General features: G+C 41.2%; 14 protein-coding genes. 8 read left to right on the forward strand and 6 right to left on the reverse strand.

What is annotated here, in order from left to right; translation table 11 throughout:
• The first annotated feature begins 89 nt into the window (after window positions 1-89).
• Entirely contained in the window at window positions 90-1214 is a 1125-nt protein-coding gene (locus VK179_13530) for an ATP-grasp domain-containing protein (protein HLO59763.1), read from the forward strand.
• Here VK179_13530 and VK179_13535 read toward each other — a convergent pair.
• Window positions 1182-2705: a hypothetical protein gene (locus VK179_13535; protein ID HLO59764.1), complete on the reverse strand. Its 1524-nt coding sequence runs from the start codon at window positions 2703-2705 to the stop codon at window positions 1182-1184. The two genes, VK179_13530 and VK179_13535, sit on opposite strands and share 33 nt — an antisense overlap.
• Before the next feature lie 181 nt (window positions 2706-2886).
• On the opposite strand from VK179_13535, the gene VK179_13540 reads away from it, so the two are divergent.
• The gene (locus VK179_13540; protein ID HLO59765.1) at window positions 2887-3687 is read left to right on the forward strand and encodes a lipid II flippase Amj family protein; all 801 of its coding nucleotides are present in this window, start codon (window positions 2887-2889) and stop codon (window positions 3685-3687) included.
• A gap of 171 nt (window positions 3688-3858) precedes the next feature.
• Entirely contained in the window at window positions 3859-4323 is a 465-nt protein-coding gene (locus VK179_13545) for a pyridoxamine 5'-phosphate oxidase family protein (GenBank protein ID HLO59766.1), read from the forward strand.
• An 85-nt stretch (window positions 4324-4408) separates the two neighbouring features.
• Here the strand turns inward: VK179_13545 and VK179_13550 are convergent, their stop codons facing one another.
• Together VK179_13550 and VK179_13555 are read right to left on the reverse strand one after the other, a co-directional pair.
• Entirely contained in the window at window positions 4409-5947 is a 1539-nt protein-coding gene (locus VK179_13550) for a hypothetical protein (protein HLO59767.1), read from the reverse strand.
• 204 nt (window positions 5948-6151) lie between these two features.
• On the reverse strand, window positions 6152-6373 hold the full coding sequence (locus tag VK179_13555; protein HLO59768.1) for a DUF2905 domain-containing protein: 222 nt from the start codon (window positions 6371-6373) through the stop codon (window positions 6152-6154).
• Between the two features lie 125 nt (window positions 6374-6498).
• On the opposite strand from VK179_13555, the gene VK179_13560 reads away from it, so the two are divergent.
• On the forward strand, window positions 6499-6891 hold the full coding sequence (locus VK179_13560) for a metalloregulator ArsR/SmtB family transcription factor (GenBank protein HLO59769.1): 393 nt from the start codon (window positions 6499-6501) through the stop codon (window positions 6889-6891).
• Window positions 6815-7306 (forward strand): SRPBCC domain-containing protein, encoded by a 492-nt coding sequence (locus VK179_13565; GenBank protein HLO59770.1) that lies wholly within the window; start codon window positions 6815-6817, stop codon window positions 7304-7306. The genes VK179_13560 and VK179_13565 overlap by 77 nt, the downstream gene beginning before the upstream one ends.
• A gap of 97 nt (window positions 7307-7403) precedes the next feature.
• Here the strand turns inward: VK179_13565 and VK179_13570 are convergent, their stop codons facing one another.
• A complete protein-coding gene (locus VK179_13570) occupies window positions 7404-9761 on the reverse strand; it encodes an ABC transporter permease (protein ID HLO59771.1) in 2358 nt (785 codons plus the stop codon).
• Between the two features lie 23 nt (window positions 9762-9784).
• A complete protein-coding gene (locus VK179_13575) occupies window positions 9785-10450 on the reverse strand; it encodes an ABC transporter ATP-binding protein (GenBank protein ID HLO59772.1) in 666 nt (221 codons plus the stop codon).
• Between the two features lie 294 nt (window positions 10451-10744).
• On the opposite strand from VK179_13575, the gene VK179_13580 reads away from it, so the two are divergent.
• The 3 genes from VK179_13580 to VK179_13590 are packed head-to-tail and all read left to right on the forward strand — an operon-like array spanning window position 10745 to window position 14809.
• A complete protein-coding gene (locus VK179_13580) occupies window positions 10745-12103 on the forward strand; it encodes a sigma-54 dependent transcriptional regulator (protein ID HLO59773.1) in 1359 nt (452 codons plus the stop codon).
• Window positions 12093-13442, forward strand: coding sequence for an ATP-binding protein (locus VK179_13585; GenBank protein ID HLO59774.1), 1350 nt, complete (start codon window positions 12093-12095; stop codon window positions 13440-13442). The genes VK179_13580 and VK179_13585 overlap by 11 nt, the downstream gene beginning before the upstream one ends.
• 11 nt (window positions 13443-13453) lie before the next feature.
• The gene (locus VK179_13590; protein ID HLO59775.1) at window positions 13454-14809 is read left to right on the forward strand and encodes a glycoside hydrolase family 27 protein; all 1356 of its coding nucleotides are present in this window, start codon (window positions 13454-13456) and stop codon (window positions 14807-14809) included.
• Window positions 14810-15117: 308 nt separating this feature from the next.
• On the opposite strand, the gene VK179_13595 is transcribed toward VK179_13590, so the two are convergent.
• Entirely contained in the window at window positions 15118-16263 is a 1146-nt protein-coding gene (locus VK179_13595; GenBank protein HLO59776.1) for a cytochrome d ubiquinol oxidase subunit II, read from the reverse strand.
• Between the last annotated feature and the right edge of the window lie 2 nt (window positions 16264-16265).

A 16265-nucleotide genomic window follows, 5' to 3' on the forward strand; every position in this document is an offset into this window, starting at 1 on the left:
TTTAGCATGATCCCTTATTATATGTCAAAGTACCAACCAAATAAAAAATAATTCGTAAAAGCTAGGTCATCTCATTTGTTTTTCAACCGATGAATTCAGTACTTTCAGAAACCAGGAACATCCTAATAGTGGATGAACATGTAGCCCCATTGACCCTTGCAGTTCTCAGATGCCTTGGAAAATTTAAAGAATACAAGCTTCATGTGCTTTCATTCAGCAAAACCCGTAATCCTCAATTTCGATATTCAAAGTATGCTGACACTTTCGAACGAACCGATTTCATTGATGAAGAAAAAACATTTGATTTTATTAAAAAGAGGGCTGAGAAAATAAAAGCCCATATAATCGTTCCGGTAAATGAAAGAATTGTAAAAATCCTTTCAATGCATATGGATGATTGCCATGACTTATGCCGGCTTCCACCGATGCCTGAAATAAACACACTGAACATTGTAAGGCATAAATGGGAATTATATAACTGGCTTTTTAACAACAAATTTCCTGCAGATAAGCCGGTATTATTGAGTGAGGCCATAAAAGAAGAATCGATTAGAAAAAATCTTTGCTTCCCGCTATTAATAAAGCCCAATTGGGGTTCAGGCGGACATGGTATCAGATATATAGAGAACCTTCATGATTTTGAATCGGTGTTAAACAGTTATCCTGATCCATACGAATATGTTATTCAGAGAGTAATTCCCGGCTTTGACATTGATATCAGTTTCCTGGCAAAAGATGGCAGGATTATGGCTTATACAATTCAGCAGAGCATTGAAAAGAAAAACAGGTACGCCTATGCCCGGTCATTGAAGTTTACACGTAATGAAGATTTGCTGGGCATAACCGTTGATATAGTAAAAAAACTAAACTATTCTGGTATTGCTCACCTTGATTTCCGTTATGACACCGTCGAAAAAAATTATAAACTGGTTGATTTCAATGCACGATACTGGAGCAGTCTGCTTGGATCCTTGTCGGCAGGCATTAATTTCCCTTATATGGCTGTTTGCGGCGATGAAATGATAAGCCGGTCAGAGTACAATTCCATAAATTATTATATGGATTTGAATATATTGCGCTTATTGTGGAAAAAAATACCACTAAGGAATTCCGAATTCTATTACGATATTCGCGACCCGGCTCCTTTGTTTCTTGATTTATTTTACAGGGCGCGTTACCACCTAAAGAATTTTATTATTCCGAAGAAGCTTTAATTTCTCAAGCAGATAATATAAAGTGCTGTAATAAATGGCCTTTGTGATTTTCATTATTCCCAGGTTTTTACTGACAATAAGAAAATTTTGTTTAAGATTCGGATTAATTGGTTCCTGAAGTGTTTCAGGCCATATTCTCCGGATCATTTCCAGGTTAAGCAGAAAATCGGGCTTTTCCCTTTCAGAAACCTGCACTGACATCATTGTCTCGATGAGAATTCGTGAATTGAAGGGAATAATATCCTCCTGTGCAATATCTTTATCAAGCTGCACCTGTGTTCCCCAGTTTCCAATGCGCTCTTCCCAATAAAGCAAATATAGCGGGTCAATGGAATAGGACTCACACAGTTCGCGACATGAATCAAACCACCCTTTAAAATAATCTACTGCATACTTGTATTTTTCAATATGGATGAGTTCTGCAAGGTATTCCGGAGTTATTTGTTTTCCGCTTGTTTCCCAGATTTCTTCCGCGGCATTAACAAAAATACCGGGCAGATTTACCTTTTCGGAGAAATGAAGATAGTAGTTATATATAAACGGTAAGAATATATCAGTAGCGTACGGATTATTTTCATAATAGATCTGCAGAAAGTCTTTGTCTACTTCACCTTTTGCTTCAAGCACATGATATTCCAGTCCCAAACTGGGCAGTAATTTTGACGGAATTGCAATGTCATAGCTTTTTTTATTTAATCCCGAACGTCTGTTAATATAATAAAACACGCGATTCTGCATATTCTTAGTTGTGGCCAGTAATAATCGCGAGTCCTTGCCGGCGGTAACAGGCAGCATCATTTGGTACCGGTTTGAAATCGCATTCATATAACCCTGGAGCATTTCAACCGATTCTGATGCAATTTCACTGAGAGGGCGAATGACGATTTTCTTATTGGGCCAGTACCTGACCTGGCTTATCCTGTTCACATCCAGGTAATGATTGGCTCTGAGTTGGTACATGCCATCATAGCATGTGGTATTTCCAATATTTGCGTTATTCAGTCTTTTAAATTCGGAAGAACGGTAAAAAGCGATTTTTTCAGTATCTGAAGTAAAGCAAAGGTTGAGAACCCTTGCAAGAAGGTGTGGTTGTGAAGCACAACAAAGGCCTGCCTCATTCTGATAGTAAAAAACTTTCCTCGAAGTGGCCGCATCATTTATCATTCTTATCTGACCGTGGTTTGAAGAAATCAGAACAAACCGGCCACAATAACGGGATAATTTTTCAGGCAATGCATCCGGGGAATGGTGAATGAGCTCATTGAGAATCTGTTCGTTGTTATATGCAGTATTTACGTAATCGAACAGGTCACCCAATAAAACCAGGATGTAATCGTTGGACTCCTTTACAGTTACTTTTAAATCAATATGTGTGTAAAGAAAATAGTTGTATACCCGAAATCTTTTATGCTGAAAAGGACAATCCGTTTCAAATGGCAAAAACAGGTATTGTCTTCTGAAGCGGAGTAACTCTTTCTTATGGAATACCATTGAAAAAATTGATAATTACTGTTCTGAGACTATAACGTTTAAAAGGCAATATTGTTCCAGTTTGTAACAAACCGGGTAAATTGCCTGTTTAACCATATCTCATTCTAACCTGTCAATAAAATCAGAAAATATTGACAATTCAAAAATATCAATTAACATTGGACAAAATTGAATCAGTATTATGAGCAGCCAGATTATTGCCGTACTAGCCCTGACCTTTCTGATCAATCTCATCACCACTCTTTCGTATGCAGTCAGAATGGTAGGAATCAGGACAGGAAGGATTGCGGTATCCTTTTCGCTTTTTAACATACTTGTTTTAATTTCAAGGACCGCAAACGGATTCCAGGCACCCTTGCTTGCAAAATCCATTGAGACGAATATTAATATGGGGGCAGGAGAAAACCTAACAGAGTTCAGGCTCATCATTCTTTCGTGTACAGTCGCCAGTGTGCTGGGCGGTTTTATGATACCCACATTTCAGCGGGTTTTATCAGTGGCAGTTGAAAAGTTCAGCATCTATAAATCAATTCCGAGTCTGCTGATGCACAGTTTTTCAAAAAGCGGAATCGCCCAGTTGAAAGATAATATTGCCATGCCAAGAACAACTAATCTTTCCCAGATCACAATTAAATATGATTTTCCCTGGAAGGTTTTCATAATGAATGTGGCTGCAGTTGCCATTATCACTGTGGGAGTGCTTTCTTCTTTATATGCAGGATATATAAATCCTGATTTCCGTACAACGGCAAGCAGCCTGTCAGCAGTCATCAACGGCATTTCAACGATTCTGATGTTTGTGTTTATTGATCCTTTCCTGTCGATAATGACTGATGACGTGGTGCTGGGCAAAACCCGTGAAAGTGTTTTCAGAAGATATATAGTTTACATGGTAATTGCCCGTGTGCTCGGAACCCTGATCGCCCAGTTCATTTTCATCCCTTCATCAAAGATCATTGCCTGGGTGGCAAGCGTGATTTAATCGTTCCGTCATTGCGATGACCGATTTCTACGGTCAGAAGCAATCTGCCGGCACAGGCAACACGATGCAAAGACAAACAATATGATCTCATGAGTCCTGTATGTCGTATAGGTCCCATAAATAAACATCGAACAAAGAACACCGATTTAAGATTTAAGAAGTTTTACACCCATGCGAAGACACGACAAAGAAATAAAAGACGAAGCTGTTATAAGAAAAATTCTTGAAGAGTCGGGTTTATGCCGGCTGGGCTTCGTAGATAACGGAGAAGCCTATATAGTTCCTGTAAACTATGCGTGCGAAGGTATGACGATTTATTTTCATTCAGCACCGGCAGGCCGTAAAATCGAACTGATGAAGAAAAATAACCGGATAAGTTTCGAAATTGAACACACGGCAGAGATCATTACCGGCGAATTGCCCTGTTCATGGACAGCCCGGTACAGATCAGTTATGGGGAGGGGAATTATCAGTATTGAAACTGATCCTGTACTGAAGAAACAGGGATTGGACCTTATCATGCGGAAGTATGGCGCTGAAATGGAATTAAATTACGATGAAAATGTATTTTCAAGAATGATCATTATTAAGCTTGAAATTCAATCCTTAACCGGAAAACAATCTGGAATCTGGTAAATGTAATAACCCTCAAAACCCAATCACATGAACCCCATCCTTCTTTTGTTACCCTTGAAGGGTACCCTCACCCTTTAAGGTGGTATTAAGACGTTTCGGCAGACGAAGTTCTGTGGCGGCGGTAGTAGTTTATTGTTCTCAGCGGTTGAAAAAGAAATGAATAATAGAGTGCTTTGGCTGGCTTCATCAAGCCCAGAGTCTGGGTAAACCGCAACATTTTACGTGAAACCGGCATGCTGAAAGGTTGCTGCAAAGCCTCCGGCCATAAATTTCGGATTATTTCACGGTGGAAAAGGAAATAAGGTTTCTGACGGGTTGTCACATCGGCCCGAAGCATAGTCTGAATAAGCAACCTTGAGTTGTATGGGATAATGTCCTCCTGTGCAATATCTTTATCTATCTGCAGGTGAGTTGCCCAGTTTGCATTCCTCTCTTCCCAATAATACAGGTTCAGTATATTCAGATTACTTTTTTTACAGGCATCACTGCATTCGTTAAGCCATTTGCTATAATAATTCACAGCATATTCATATGAATCAAGATGAAGTATGGATGCAAGTTTCTCACCGGTTAAGCTGTTCGATGACCCGAAAACATCCTCTATAATATTAATGAAAATGCCAGGCAGGTTCACTTTGTTGCTGAAGTTCAGGTAATAATTATAGATTATGGGCAGGTATTCTGCAGAAGCATACGGGTCATTTTCGAAATAAATCTTTTTGAAATCGGGGTCAATATCACAATAGGGATTAACAAGGTGATGGGTGAGATTCAGTGAAGGAAAAAGTTTCTGAGGAATTGATACATCCTGGCTACCCCGGTTCAGCTTCTTTTCGAAATTCAGATAATAATAAATACGGCTTGTGAAGGGTTTTGTAGAACATAAAAGAATACGTGAATCTTTGCCTGCCGTAACAGGTAGCATGACAGGATACCTGCGGCTGATGCTGTCCATGTAACCCCTGATCATAACGGCGCATTGTGCAGCCACTTCATCATAAGGCCTGGGCTCGATAACCTGGTCAGGCCAATAACGGATTGCATTACTATCACTCAGATCCAGATAATGATTGGGTAAAAGTTGGTATAAATTGTCATACATCGTATAATTACAGATATCGGATCCGGTCAGCCTTAAGAAATCTGGAGATTCATAATACTTTAATCTTTCCTTGTTTTGTGTTCTCGGAAGATCTAAAATTTTTGCCACAAGGTGAGATTGCGAAGCAAGGCATACTTCGCCGTTATGGATATAATAATAAACTTTTCGTGAAGCAGCCGCATCGTGAACCACAGTGATCTTTCCATTATAGCAGCATATCAGCACAAACCGACCGCAATATCTCGCAATTATGGTAAGAAGATTCTTGAAATCCCATTTTATTAAATCGTTCAGTATTTCCTGGTTGCCAAAGCCACTGTTATCATAATCAAATATATCACCCAATAAAATCAGTTTTCTTGTATCTTCCTCCTTCACCGTAACTACAAGGTCTATATGAGTGTACAAATGCAATTTTTCATTAACAGCATATTCATTATACAAAAAAGGGCAGTCAACAGAAAATGAGGTCAGTACATACTGCCTCCTGAATTTTAAGCGTTCAATTTCATAAACAGTCATACGTGTGTTGACCTTTTAAGATTAAACAATAGAATGAATTTTTTTGATTGGGAGGATTAGCTAACCTACGATTCAGTAACAATGCGTGAAAAATTAAGTTGGAAAGACCAGTAAAGTCAAGGGTAAAAAATATTTAATACCCTGATTGAGTCCTAATTACAGAGTGTTAAAATTTCCTGATCGCCCAAAAGAAGGCTATGACTATCAAAATAGCTTCCTGATAATCCAAATTACCAGTGATACCAAGATACTGAATAAGATCATTGTTGTAATCGGGAAGTATAACCTGAAATGATCTCTTTCGATGCGGATATCACCAGGAAGACGACCAACCCAGTTGAGCCGGTTACCGCCCAGTAACAGGATTAACCCGGCCGCAACCAGGAAGATTCCCAAAATTATAAGTGTTTTTGCCAGATATGACATACTGCAAAGGTAGTGTGAAAGTGAGATTAGGTGACGGTCTTATTTAGAACTTATTTTATTCAATCTAACAAAGTATTTAGCCAGGTCGTCACTAAATTTGCAACCAAATAGTTGCATAAACAACCATGAGCACTGATGTTTTTCATGCCATAGCTGACCCGACCCGAAGGTCAATCCTTGTTCTGATTGCAGAACAGGCAATGACTCCCGGTTCAATAGCCGGAAATTTCGATGCCAGCCGGCAGGCCGTTTCAAAACATATTAAGATCCTGTTAAAGAGTAATTTACTGAAACAGGAAAAGATAGGTCGGGAAATCCTTTATCATCTTAATCCGGATAAAATGACAGAGGTGAATGTTTGGCTTGATCAGCTTAAAGTGAAGTGGGAACAACGATTCAGTCAGCTTGATATAGTATTAACTAACTTAAATGCAAACCAAAATGAAAACAAGCACTATGATCATGAATTTCTCGGTAGAAAGGGAAAACAAAAGAATAAAGGTGGAAAGGGAATTTGATGCCCCTGTATTAAAAGTATGGAATGCATGGACTGACAGCAAATTGCTCGATCAGTGGTGGGCTCCGAAGCCCTGGAAAGCGCAGACAAAACGCATGAATTTTGCCAGGGGAGGACACTGGCTCTATGCCATGGTGGGACCTGATGGAACTTCGAGCTGGTGCAAAGCTGATTTTAAAGAAGTGGAGCCTTTGAAGCGGTTTGCAGTCACTGATTATTTTTGTGATGAAAACGGAAATATCGATAATTCATTCCCGGTTGCCCATTGGGACGTTACATTCACACAAAGGAATACTACAACACTTGTGAATGTTCAGATTTCATTTAACGAAACAGCAGATCTTGATAAGTACATTGAAATGGGATTCAGGGAAGGCTTCACCGCAGCTCTGGAAAACCTGGATGGGATGGTGTAATGAAAGTAATTAAGCTTTTAAGCTGTTAAGGCTAAAAGTTCAGGCAGCTAGGCGTAGTCTCCGGACTACGCTTAACCACCTCTGATCTTCTAAACCGCTATTCATACCTCAGCGCTTCAACCGGGTTGCGGTTGGCAACACGCCATGTTAATGTACTCACTGTAAAAATGGCCACTGTAAAGGCAACGGCAGGTCCCGCTATGAATACCCAGAATGGAAATGGCGTGCGGAAATGAAACCGCCCCAGGAAAAAGCTGCCAAGGAAGTATGCGATTGGTGCTGCAATAACAAAGGATATCACAAGCCATTTCATGTAATTCGAAAGGAGCATCCTCATTACAGAAATCGTTGTTGCCCCATTTGTTTTACGGATGCCTATTTCCTTGGTCCTGCTCTCCGATGTAAACGATGCCAGTCCGTATAAACCCATGCACGCCAGCAGCAAGGCAATAATGAAAGCAGCAGTTGTTAAATTAGCAGGTAAGGCCAGGTTACTGTATGAAGGAAGATTTCTGTAAAGAGTGGCTTCAAAAGGCTGGTCGGGACAATAGGTGCTGAACACTTTCTTTACCTTCCCGCTCATATCCGCATAATTACCTGAAGAATACCGGATGAGAATAAACGGTTTGCTTTCCCTGTCAATTCTGATAATCACAGGGGCATAAGGGCCTGCCAGGTCCACTGCATGAAATTTATCGAAAACCCCGATCACTGTTCCTCTCCTTCCGTCGAGCGTAATCGTTGATCCTGCAGGGTTTTTCATTTTCATTACATCAACGGCAATGTCGTTAATTACATAACAGGTTGAATCGGAAGGATAGGTTGCATCAAAGAACCGGCCTTCGGTCAAATGAACAGTCACCGCTTTGTTATAGTCGTAATCAGTACTGACACACCAGAAATGAAGCTTTTCCGTATCCTTCTTACCTTCCCAGCTTACTTCATTACTGATGCGAGTACCCCTTGCAGGTAGGCAGTTGCTAAAACTTACTGCCACTATACCCGGTAGCTTTAGCAGATCGTTTTTAAAGCTCTGGGAATGTTTCTGCAGTGCCTCTGAGTTATTCAGGACAATCAGCCTGTTTTTATCGACACCTATATCATAATTCCTCATGAAACTATCCTGGACCTTGATGATCATCACACAAACAATGAGTGCAACCGGAATGGTGAACTGAAAAATGATCATGGCCTGACGAAGGAAGCTGTAGCTCCTGCCGGATATCTTACCGCCTTTCAGCACAGTGAGAGGACTTGAAGAAGCCAGGTAGAGTGCAGGGAACAATCCGGCCACCAGGCATGTGAAAAGTACAATGGCAAGTAATATTCCCGTCATTTCAAAAGACAGAACCCTGAAATGAATGCCATAACCCAGGATACTATTGATAACCGGAAGTACCAGGTAAACCAGGAAAACGGCTGTTAACAGGGCGGCAAAGGCAATGATAAATGTTTCACCCATAAACTGGCCGATTATCGTTTTCTTCTTTGAACCGATTACCTTTTTAATTCCGGTTTCACGGTATCTTTTAATGTTAAGGGCAACCGCCATATTAATAAAATTGAAACAGGCAATTAACAGGATAACAAATCCAACTGCCGCTACAATCACCACCCATTGCATATCACCCCAAACCCGGCCATGGCCTGTATACCGGTAAAGATTTTTATCCTTCAGCGGAAACAGGAACAATTCCTGGTTCATGCTGGTCTCAAGATTGGTAATAAGATTTTTGATTTTTTCCTGAACCTGCATTTTATTTGTGGTACCATTCAGCAGTATCCAGGTTTCATTAGATGTTGCACCGGTTTCAAGGGCCTGCGGATTATCAGCAAGATACCGGGTGAAGGGAATAACAAAATCAAACCGAATACTTGACTGGGAAGGGACATTAGAAAATACACCATTGATTTTAAAGAGCTGTTCCGTGCCGTTTTCTTTCAGAGTTAAGGTCTTCCCTACACATTCGTTAGTTCCGAAGAACAACACAGCCATTTTTTCAGATATTGAAATTGAATTAATATCTGCCCGATGGCCCTCGGAAGCAAATTCACCTCTTATAAATGGAAATGTAAAAAGCCTGAAAAAATTTTCATCCGCATAAATTCCGGAAAGTGTGAAATTCTTATCACCGTTTATAAAAGAACCTGAATGTTCTGACACACGCGAAATATCTTCGATTTCAGGGGCGTTTTTTCTGAGCATATCAGGAAGTGATGCAGTGAGGTATTGTTTAGGGAACCGGTCACCGTTAAAAAAAGTAACCATGGCTTCAACCGAATAGAGCCGCTCATAGTTTTCATTGAATTTATTATAGCTTAAAGCATTCCTGACATAAAGAACCGAGACAATGGCACATGTAAATCCGAATGCAAGGCAAACATAATTCAGTATGCTGTAAGTTTTATTCTGCCATAAATAGCGGAAAGCAATGCCTGTAAAAAAGCGAAACATGGTAGTTGAATTAAAGTTATGATTTATCCGATCACTATTTTCCCGTCTAATAAATTGACAATCCGGTGAGCAAAACCTGAATCACGCTCAGAGTGAGTCACCATAACGATTGTTGTCCCTTCCTTGTTAAGATCAGACAATATCTTCATAACCTCAAGACCATTTTTTGAATCAAGGTTACCGGTAGGCTCATCCGCTAATACCAGTTTGGGGCCCGCTATAATAGCCCTGGCAATAGCAGCACGCTGCTGCTGGCCACCTGAAAGCTGCTGGGGAAAATGATTTTTGCGGTGTCCGATTTTCATTCGTTCAAGAAGTGTGTCAACCATGGTTCTTCGCCTGGAAGATGAAATATGCATGTAAACCAATGGAAGTTCTACATTTTCACCTACGGTAAGCTCATCAATCAGGTTAAAACTCTGAAATACGAACCCGATATTTCCTCTTCGTGTTTCGGTAGCTATAGATTCGCGCAGGTCCGAAACATCCCGCCCGTTAAAAACATACTTGCCTGATGTAGGTTTGTCAATTAAACCGAGAATGTTTAAAAGAGTGGATTTACCGCATCCTGAAGGGCCCATGACTGCAACAAATTCTCCGGTCTTAACATCAAAATTTATGTTATTCAGCGCAGTGGTTTCTACTTCATCGGTTTTGAATATTCTGTTTAAATTCACTGTTGAAATCATTGGTATAAAATTTATATGACAGGAAATTCAAACAAAATGCCACTCATTTATATTATTGATTCACTGCATATTAAAAAACATTGATGCCTTATTTTGTAAAAAAATTAGCTTATTTTGTAAAATTATTGGACAGTTTTAAGCCGGTTTGGGTGAAGTTTGTAAATTTGATACTGGATACTGGATACCGGATACTGGATACTGGATACTGGATGCCTTCCGTCTCTAAGGTCCCTATCGTCCCTAAGGTCCCTGAATGAAGACCCTAATAACCCAATAACTTAACAGCCTAATTTCATGACCCCCGGCAAAATCCTTGTTGCTGACGATAATAAAAATGCACTGAGTGCATTGAAAATGTTGCTTCAGATAGAATTTGAAACGGTTGAAACCATTTCAAATCCTAACCTGATCCGATCTTATCTTGAAAAAACGGATTTCGACATTGTACTACTCGACATGAATTTTTCAGCCGGTGTGAATACAGGCAATGAAGGTTTGTTCTGGCTGAATGAAATCAAAAAATTAAATTCATCCATTGAGGTGGTTATGATCACAGCCTATGGAGATGTGGAACTGGCTGTAAAAGCACTGAAGAACGGGGCTGCTGATTTTGTTCTGAAACCATGGGAAAATGAAAAACTGCTGGCCACCCTTAAATCTGCTTATAAACTGCGTCGTTCAGGCTTGCAGGTTGAGGAGCTAAAGACAAGGGAGGTCAGACTCAAAAAAGAGTTAAGTCACGAATGGCGACAAATCCTGGGATCCTCCCCTGCCATGCTGAACATGTTGCAGACCATTTCAAAGGTGTCACGCACCGACGCTAATGTATTGATAACCGGCGAAAACGGAACCGGCAAAGAACTTGTGGCTCATGAGATCCATCGTCGGTCTGACCGGTGTGATGAACTGCTGGTGACTGTAGATATGGGCGCCATTCCTGAAACTCTTTTTGAAAGCGAGCTTTTCGGCCATAAAAAAGGCGCTTTTACAGATGCCCGGGAAGACCGTATGGGAAAATTCCAGGTTGCCCACCGCGGGACTCTTTTCCTTGATGAAATCGGTAACCTGCCCCTTCAAATGCAGTCCAAATTGCTCACGGCGCTTCAAAGCCGTACCATTATTCCCATTGGTTCAAATCGTCCTGTTCCCGTTGATATCCGGCTTATTTGTGCAACCAACTGTAACCCGGATGAGCTGGTTTCCCAGCAGAAATTTCGTGAGGATCTGCTTTACCGTATCAATACAATATGCATTGAAGTGCCTCCCTTGCGTGAACGCGGAAACGACATTGTGCTCCTTTCTGCATTCTTCCTTGAAAGCTTTCAGAAGAAATACAGGAAAGCTCCGTTGCACCTTAGCCAGGGTGCTGTCCAGAAACTTCGGGAATATAAATGGCCTGGCAATGTAAGAGAATTACAACATACCATTGAAAAGGCAGTGATATTAAGCGATTCGGATGTTCTTGATGCGGATGACTTTGTATTTAAAACCACTGCCGGGAGTTCAGCCGGAGCTTCAACATTTGAAGAAATGGAAAAGCATATGATCCTTTCAGCACTCAAAAAGAATGGTGGCAAACATAGTTCGGTGGCGGAACAGCTGGGCATTTCGAGGCAGACTCTTTATAATAAGATTAAAAGGTATGGTTTATAAATCCTTTAATGGCAAAGTAATAGTGCAGCTTCTGCTTTTTTTTGCTGCAAGCGCCGGGATGACCTTTGCATTTTTAAACCAACACTGGCTTCTGTTTATACCGCTTGCCCTGCTTTCAGTTGTGCTTTTCTTCAACCTTCTGTATTTGCTTAACAGTACGAACCGGAAGATTACCTACTTTTTTGATTCCGTCATCAATGAAGATACTTCACTCCATTATCCTGAGAATGTGGGTCCGCGGTCGCTTAACACGCTTCACAACAGCCTGAACAGGCTGAACAATCATATCGCCGGCATCAAGATTAAAAACGAGCATAATGAAAAGTTCTTCCTTGAATTGCTGAGGACATCGGCAACAGGACTTATGGCTGTGAATGAAAAAGGATACATTGAACATATTAATGATGCGGCGCTTGAATTTTTAAATTTGCAGCAGATAAGCCATATGGATCTTCTCAGGCAAAAGAACACGGATTTGTATGACCGCATGGAGATGCTGAAGCCGGGTCAGAGCCAAACCATAAAGGTTTTACAAAACAATGAACTGAGGCTCTTTTCATTAAAAACATCCATGCTCAGTTTTGGCGATGAGAAATATAAACTGTATTCGATTTCGGATATTAAAACCGAACTTGAGGAAAATGAACTCGATTCATGGCAGAAACTGATCAGGGTAATGACTCATGAGATTATGAATTCTGTTGCGCCCATCACATCCCTTAGCAACACATTGTCAAGGATTTTTATCCGTGACAACAATCCGTTGCCCCCGGAAGAGGTGACAAGAAAGCATGTCGACAATATTATTGACGGATTAGGTGTAATTGAGAATACAGGAAAAGGACTTATGCGGTTTGTGGAAGATTACAGGCAGCTTACCCGGGTTCCGGAACCCCGCTTCCAGACCATTCAAATCCTTCCCTGGATTATGTCTCTGCAACTACTGATGAATGAAAAATTATCCACTCAGAATGTTTTATTTGAAATAATTAATGAAGGCGCACCACCAGAACTAACCGGCGATGAAAAGCTACTGAACCAGGTGATGATTAACCTGCTGAATAATGCCATTGAAGCCCTGGATAATGTTCAGCATAAAAAAATCATCCTTGGCATTTCTGGCAATAATTCGGGACGGTTGAAACTCACCATATCTGATAATGGCAGGGGCATTCCGCCTGAGGAAACCGAAAAAATATTTATTCCGTTCTATACCACCCGTGAAGAGGGCTCAGGCATAGGACTCAGCATTTGCCGTAAAATCATGCGCCTGCATAAAGGAAGTATTTCAGTGCATTCGGTGCCCGGCATTAAAACCACATTTACACTTAACTTTTAATACTCCAACGAATGAAAAAAATTACCTTTCCGCTTTGTTTATGCTGCCTGGTCTTACTGTCAGCTGATAACTTTAAACAAGGGGAATTTAAAAAATGGGCACTTACTCCTCCGATGGGCTGGAACAGCTGGGATTGTTACGGCCCCACGGTAAAAGAGCAGGAGGTAAAAGCCAATGCCGATTATATGGCTGAATATCTGAAGAAATCGGGTTGGGAATACATTGTGGTTGATATCCGCTGGTATGTTGAAAACGACAAAGCCGGAGGCTATAACCAAACCGATCCGAGGTACACAATGGATGAATTCGGAAGATATCAGCCGGCAGTAAACAGGTTTCCTTCGGCTGCAGGCGGAAAAGGATTTACAGAACTGGCAGATTACGTGCACAAAAAAGGACTGAAATTCGGAATCCACCTGATGCGGGGCATTCCAAAGGTTGCCGTTGAAAGAAGATTACCCGTAAAGGGAACTCAGGGGATTACAGCTGATCAGATCAGCTCGGCCGAATTGCTTTGTCCCTGGCTGAGTGACAATCTAACAGTTGATGCCACAAAACCCGGCGCACAGGAGTATTACAACTCGCTTTTCGATATGTACGCGGATTGGGGTGTTGATTTTATTAAGATTGATGACCTGTCAAGACCTTATCATAAAGGTGAAATAGAACTCATACGCAATGCCATTGACCAATGCGGCCGGCCTGTTGTGCTGAGCACTTCACCCGGTGAAACGCCAATCGAATTTGCAGATCATGTGAGAAATCACGCCAATATGTGGCGGATGGTGGATGATGTGTGGGATACGTGGCCTCACTTTGTGCATTTGATTGATATATGTCAGAAGTGGTACCCTTATATAGCCCCGGGAACCTGGCCCGATTGTGATATGATTCCTCTGGGTCGTATATCCATCCGTGGCGAAAGAGGCAATGACCGTATGACTCGACTGACAAGGGATGAACAGTTTTCGTTAATGACCCTGTTCACCATTTTTAAGTCGCCGCTATTTTTTGGTGGCGACTTACCCAGTAACGATGCATTTACCCTGTCATTGCTCACCAATGAGGAAGTATTGAAAATGCACCGGGAAAGCTCAGGGGTAAGGCAACTCTTCAAAAAAGACGGCCATGTGGCTATCACATCAGAAAATACCAACACAGGTGAAAAATACCTGGCTGTTTTTAACCTGAATGACGATGCTACAGCAGCTGAAATCAGGATCAACCTGTCACAATTAGGAATAAAGGGAGAATGTAAAGTAACTGATTTATGGAAAGGAACAACGGTAGTTGGTTATCAGGACACTTTACCGGTTATCTTAAGGCCGCATGAGAGCAGGTTATTTAAGATCAGGGGCAAAAATTGAACGTCATTGCGATGACCGGTTCCTACGGTCAGAAGCAATCTGCCTGCACATGAACACCTCAGCCAGGAGGGACAATTAATAAATGTCTTTCATGGCAATGTTCTGCCTGTGCTAACAGATTGCTTCGTCGCATTTACATTGTCAAAAGCATAAAAAATTTTCTAGCTCCTCGCAATGACGATACTAGTCAACCTTATTAAACTTCTTCAATGCAAACCGTATTACAAACCACGAAATGAGAATGATACCCGGCCAGCTGAGAAACCATAGTATTTGTGATATATACATTTCCTTAATTTTTAGCTTGTTTAATAAACATGATGTTCGGATTCAATTTCGACTGAATCCATCTTATTATTGTTAATCGCCCTCCAGGTATAAAAGATATACGCAATGACAACCGGCACAAACAGACTTACATAGCTCATGGTAAGAAGTGTGTAATGGCTGGATGAACCGTTTTCGATGGTTATGCTGCTTTGCAGATCAGCGAGTGAGGGATATATGGCTGTATGGTTAAAGCCAAGCAGAAGGAACATAGCAAAAACAGTTACAATAGTCCCGGTGCCTGCATACCATATGCCCTTATCGGTTTCTTTCAGCAGTGTAACAGCTATTCCGCCAAGCACCAGTAATACCCCGGCTACAAAAAGCACAGCTACAAGAGGCATCTGGATCAGATTGTGGAAATACTTAAATTTTTCAATAAAGGCCATTTTGGTCTGAGGATCATAAGCGGTTCCCTGTGAAAGCATAATGCTGATCACGAAGGCCAGAAAGAAGACAACAAAAGGAATGGCATTAACCAGGAGGTTTTTCTTAATCCTGCTGTTGATCTCAGTGTTATCAACGGCATTGGCAATGTATAGAACGCCCAGAACCCTGGCAAGGAAAAACACGGCAAGGCCAAGTGCTACGTTCCTCAGATCCAGTACAGCCTCAAGCCCGTGTGCGGCATTGGTCCACCTGGATATGGTAAAATTCTGATCGGCTGCAATATTATCAAACCGGATGATGAAGTTCCCGCCGGTAAAAAGCGTTGCCACTGCTGTGCCCAGCAAAACAGTTGCCCCGATTCCATTGATAAGGAGAAAAGTTTCAAATGTTTTCGGCCCGTAAACATTGCCTGCCTTATTCCTGCTTTCATAAGCGAAAGCCTGAAGTACAAAGCATAACAGAATGGCCATCCAAACCCAGTAGGCCCCTCCGAAACTGGTCGAATAAAAAAGAGGAAATGATGCAAAAAATCCAGCTCCGAATACGACAAGCACAGTGAAAGTAAATTCCCACTTTCTGCCGATTGCATTAATGATAAGAGTGTGTTCCTTTTCTGTTTTACCGAGGGTGTAAATCAGTGTTTGTCCTCCCTGTACAAACAGGAGAAAAACAAGTATACCAGCCAGCAGTGATAAAATAATCCACCAGTATTGCTGCAGTGCGAGTTGTGATATCATTA

This window comes from Bacteroidales bacterium, assembly GCA_035299085.1.
GTDB lineage: Bacteria > Bacteroidota > Bacteroidia > Bacteroidales > UBA10428 > UBA5072.

Bases quoted from the DNA above. Each gene is read 5' to 3' on its own strand.
- VK179_13545 (HLO59766.1), top strand. From the start codon at position 3,859: ATGCGAAGACACGACAAAGAAATAAAAGACGAAGCTGTTATAAGAAAA.
- VK179_13530 (HLO59763.1), top strand. From the start codon at position 90: ATGAATTCAGTACTTTCAGAAACCAGGAACATCCTAATAGTGGATGAA.
- VK179_13565 (HLO59770.1), top strand. From the start codon at position 6,815: ATGAAAACAAGCACTATGATCATGAATTTCTCGGTAGAAAGGGAAAAC.
- VK179_13595 (HLO59776.1), bottom strand. From the start codon at position 16,263: ATGATATCACAACTCGCACTGCAGCAATACTGGTGGATTATTTTATCA.
- VK179_13535 (HLO59764.1), bottom strand. From the start codon at position 2,705: ATGGTATTCCATAAGAAAGAGTTACTCCGCTTCAGAAGACAATACCTG.
- VK179_13555 (HLO59768.1), bottom strand. From the start codon at position 6,373: ATGTCATATCTGGCAAAAACACTTATAATTTTGGGAATCTTCCTGGTT.
- VK179_13585 (HLO59774.1), top strand. From the start codon at position 12,093: ATGGTTTATAAATCCTTTAATGGCAAAGTAATAGTGCAGCTTCTGCTT.
- VK179_13570 (HLO59771.1), bottom strand. From the start codon at position 9,761: ATGTTTCGCTTTTTTACAGGCATTGCTTTCCGCTATTTATGGCAGAAT.
- VK179_13590 (HLO59775.1), top strand. From the start codon at position 13,454: ATGAAAAAAATTACCTTTCCGCTTTGTTTATGCTGCCTGGTCTTACTG.
- VK179_13575 (HLO59772.1), bottom strand. From the start codon at position 10,450: ATGATTTCAACAGTGAATTTAAACAGAATATTCAAAACCGATGAAGTA.
- VK179_13540 (HLO59765.1), top strand. From the start codon at position 2,887: ATGAGCAGCCAGATTATTGCCGTACTAGCCCTGACCTTTCTGATCAAT.
- VK179_13560 (HLO59769.1), top strand. From the start codon at position 6,499: ATGAGCACTGATGTTTTTCATGCCATAGCTGACCCGACCCGAAGGTCA.
- VK179_13550 (HLO59767.1), bottom strand. From the start codon at position 5,947: ATGACTGTTTATGAAATTGAACGCTTAAAATTCAGGAGGCAGTATGTA.
- VK179_13580 (HLO59773.1), top strand. From the start codon at position 10,745: ATGACCCCCGGCAAAATCCTTGTTGCTGACGATAATAAAAATGCACTG.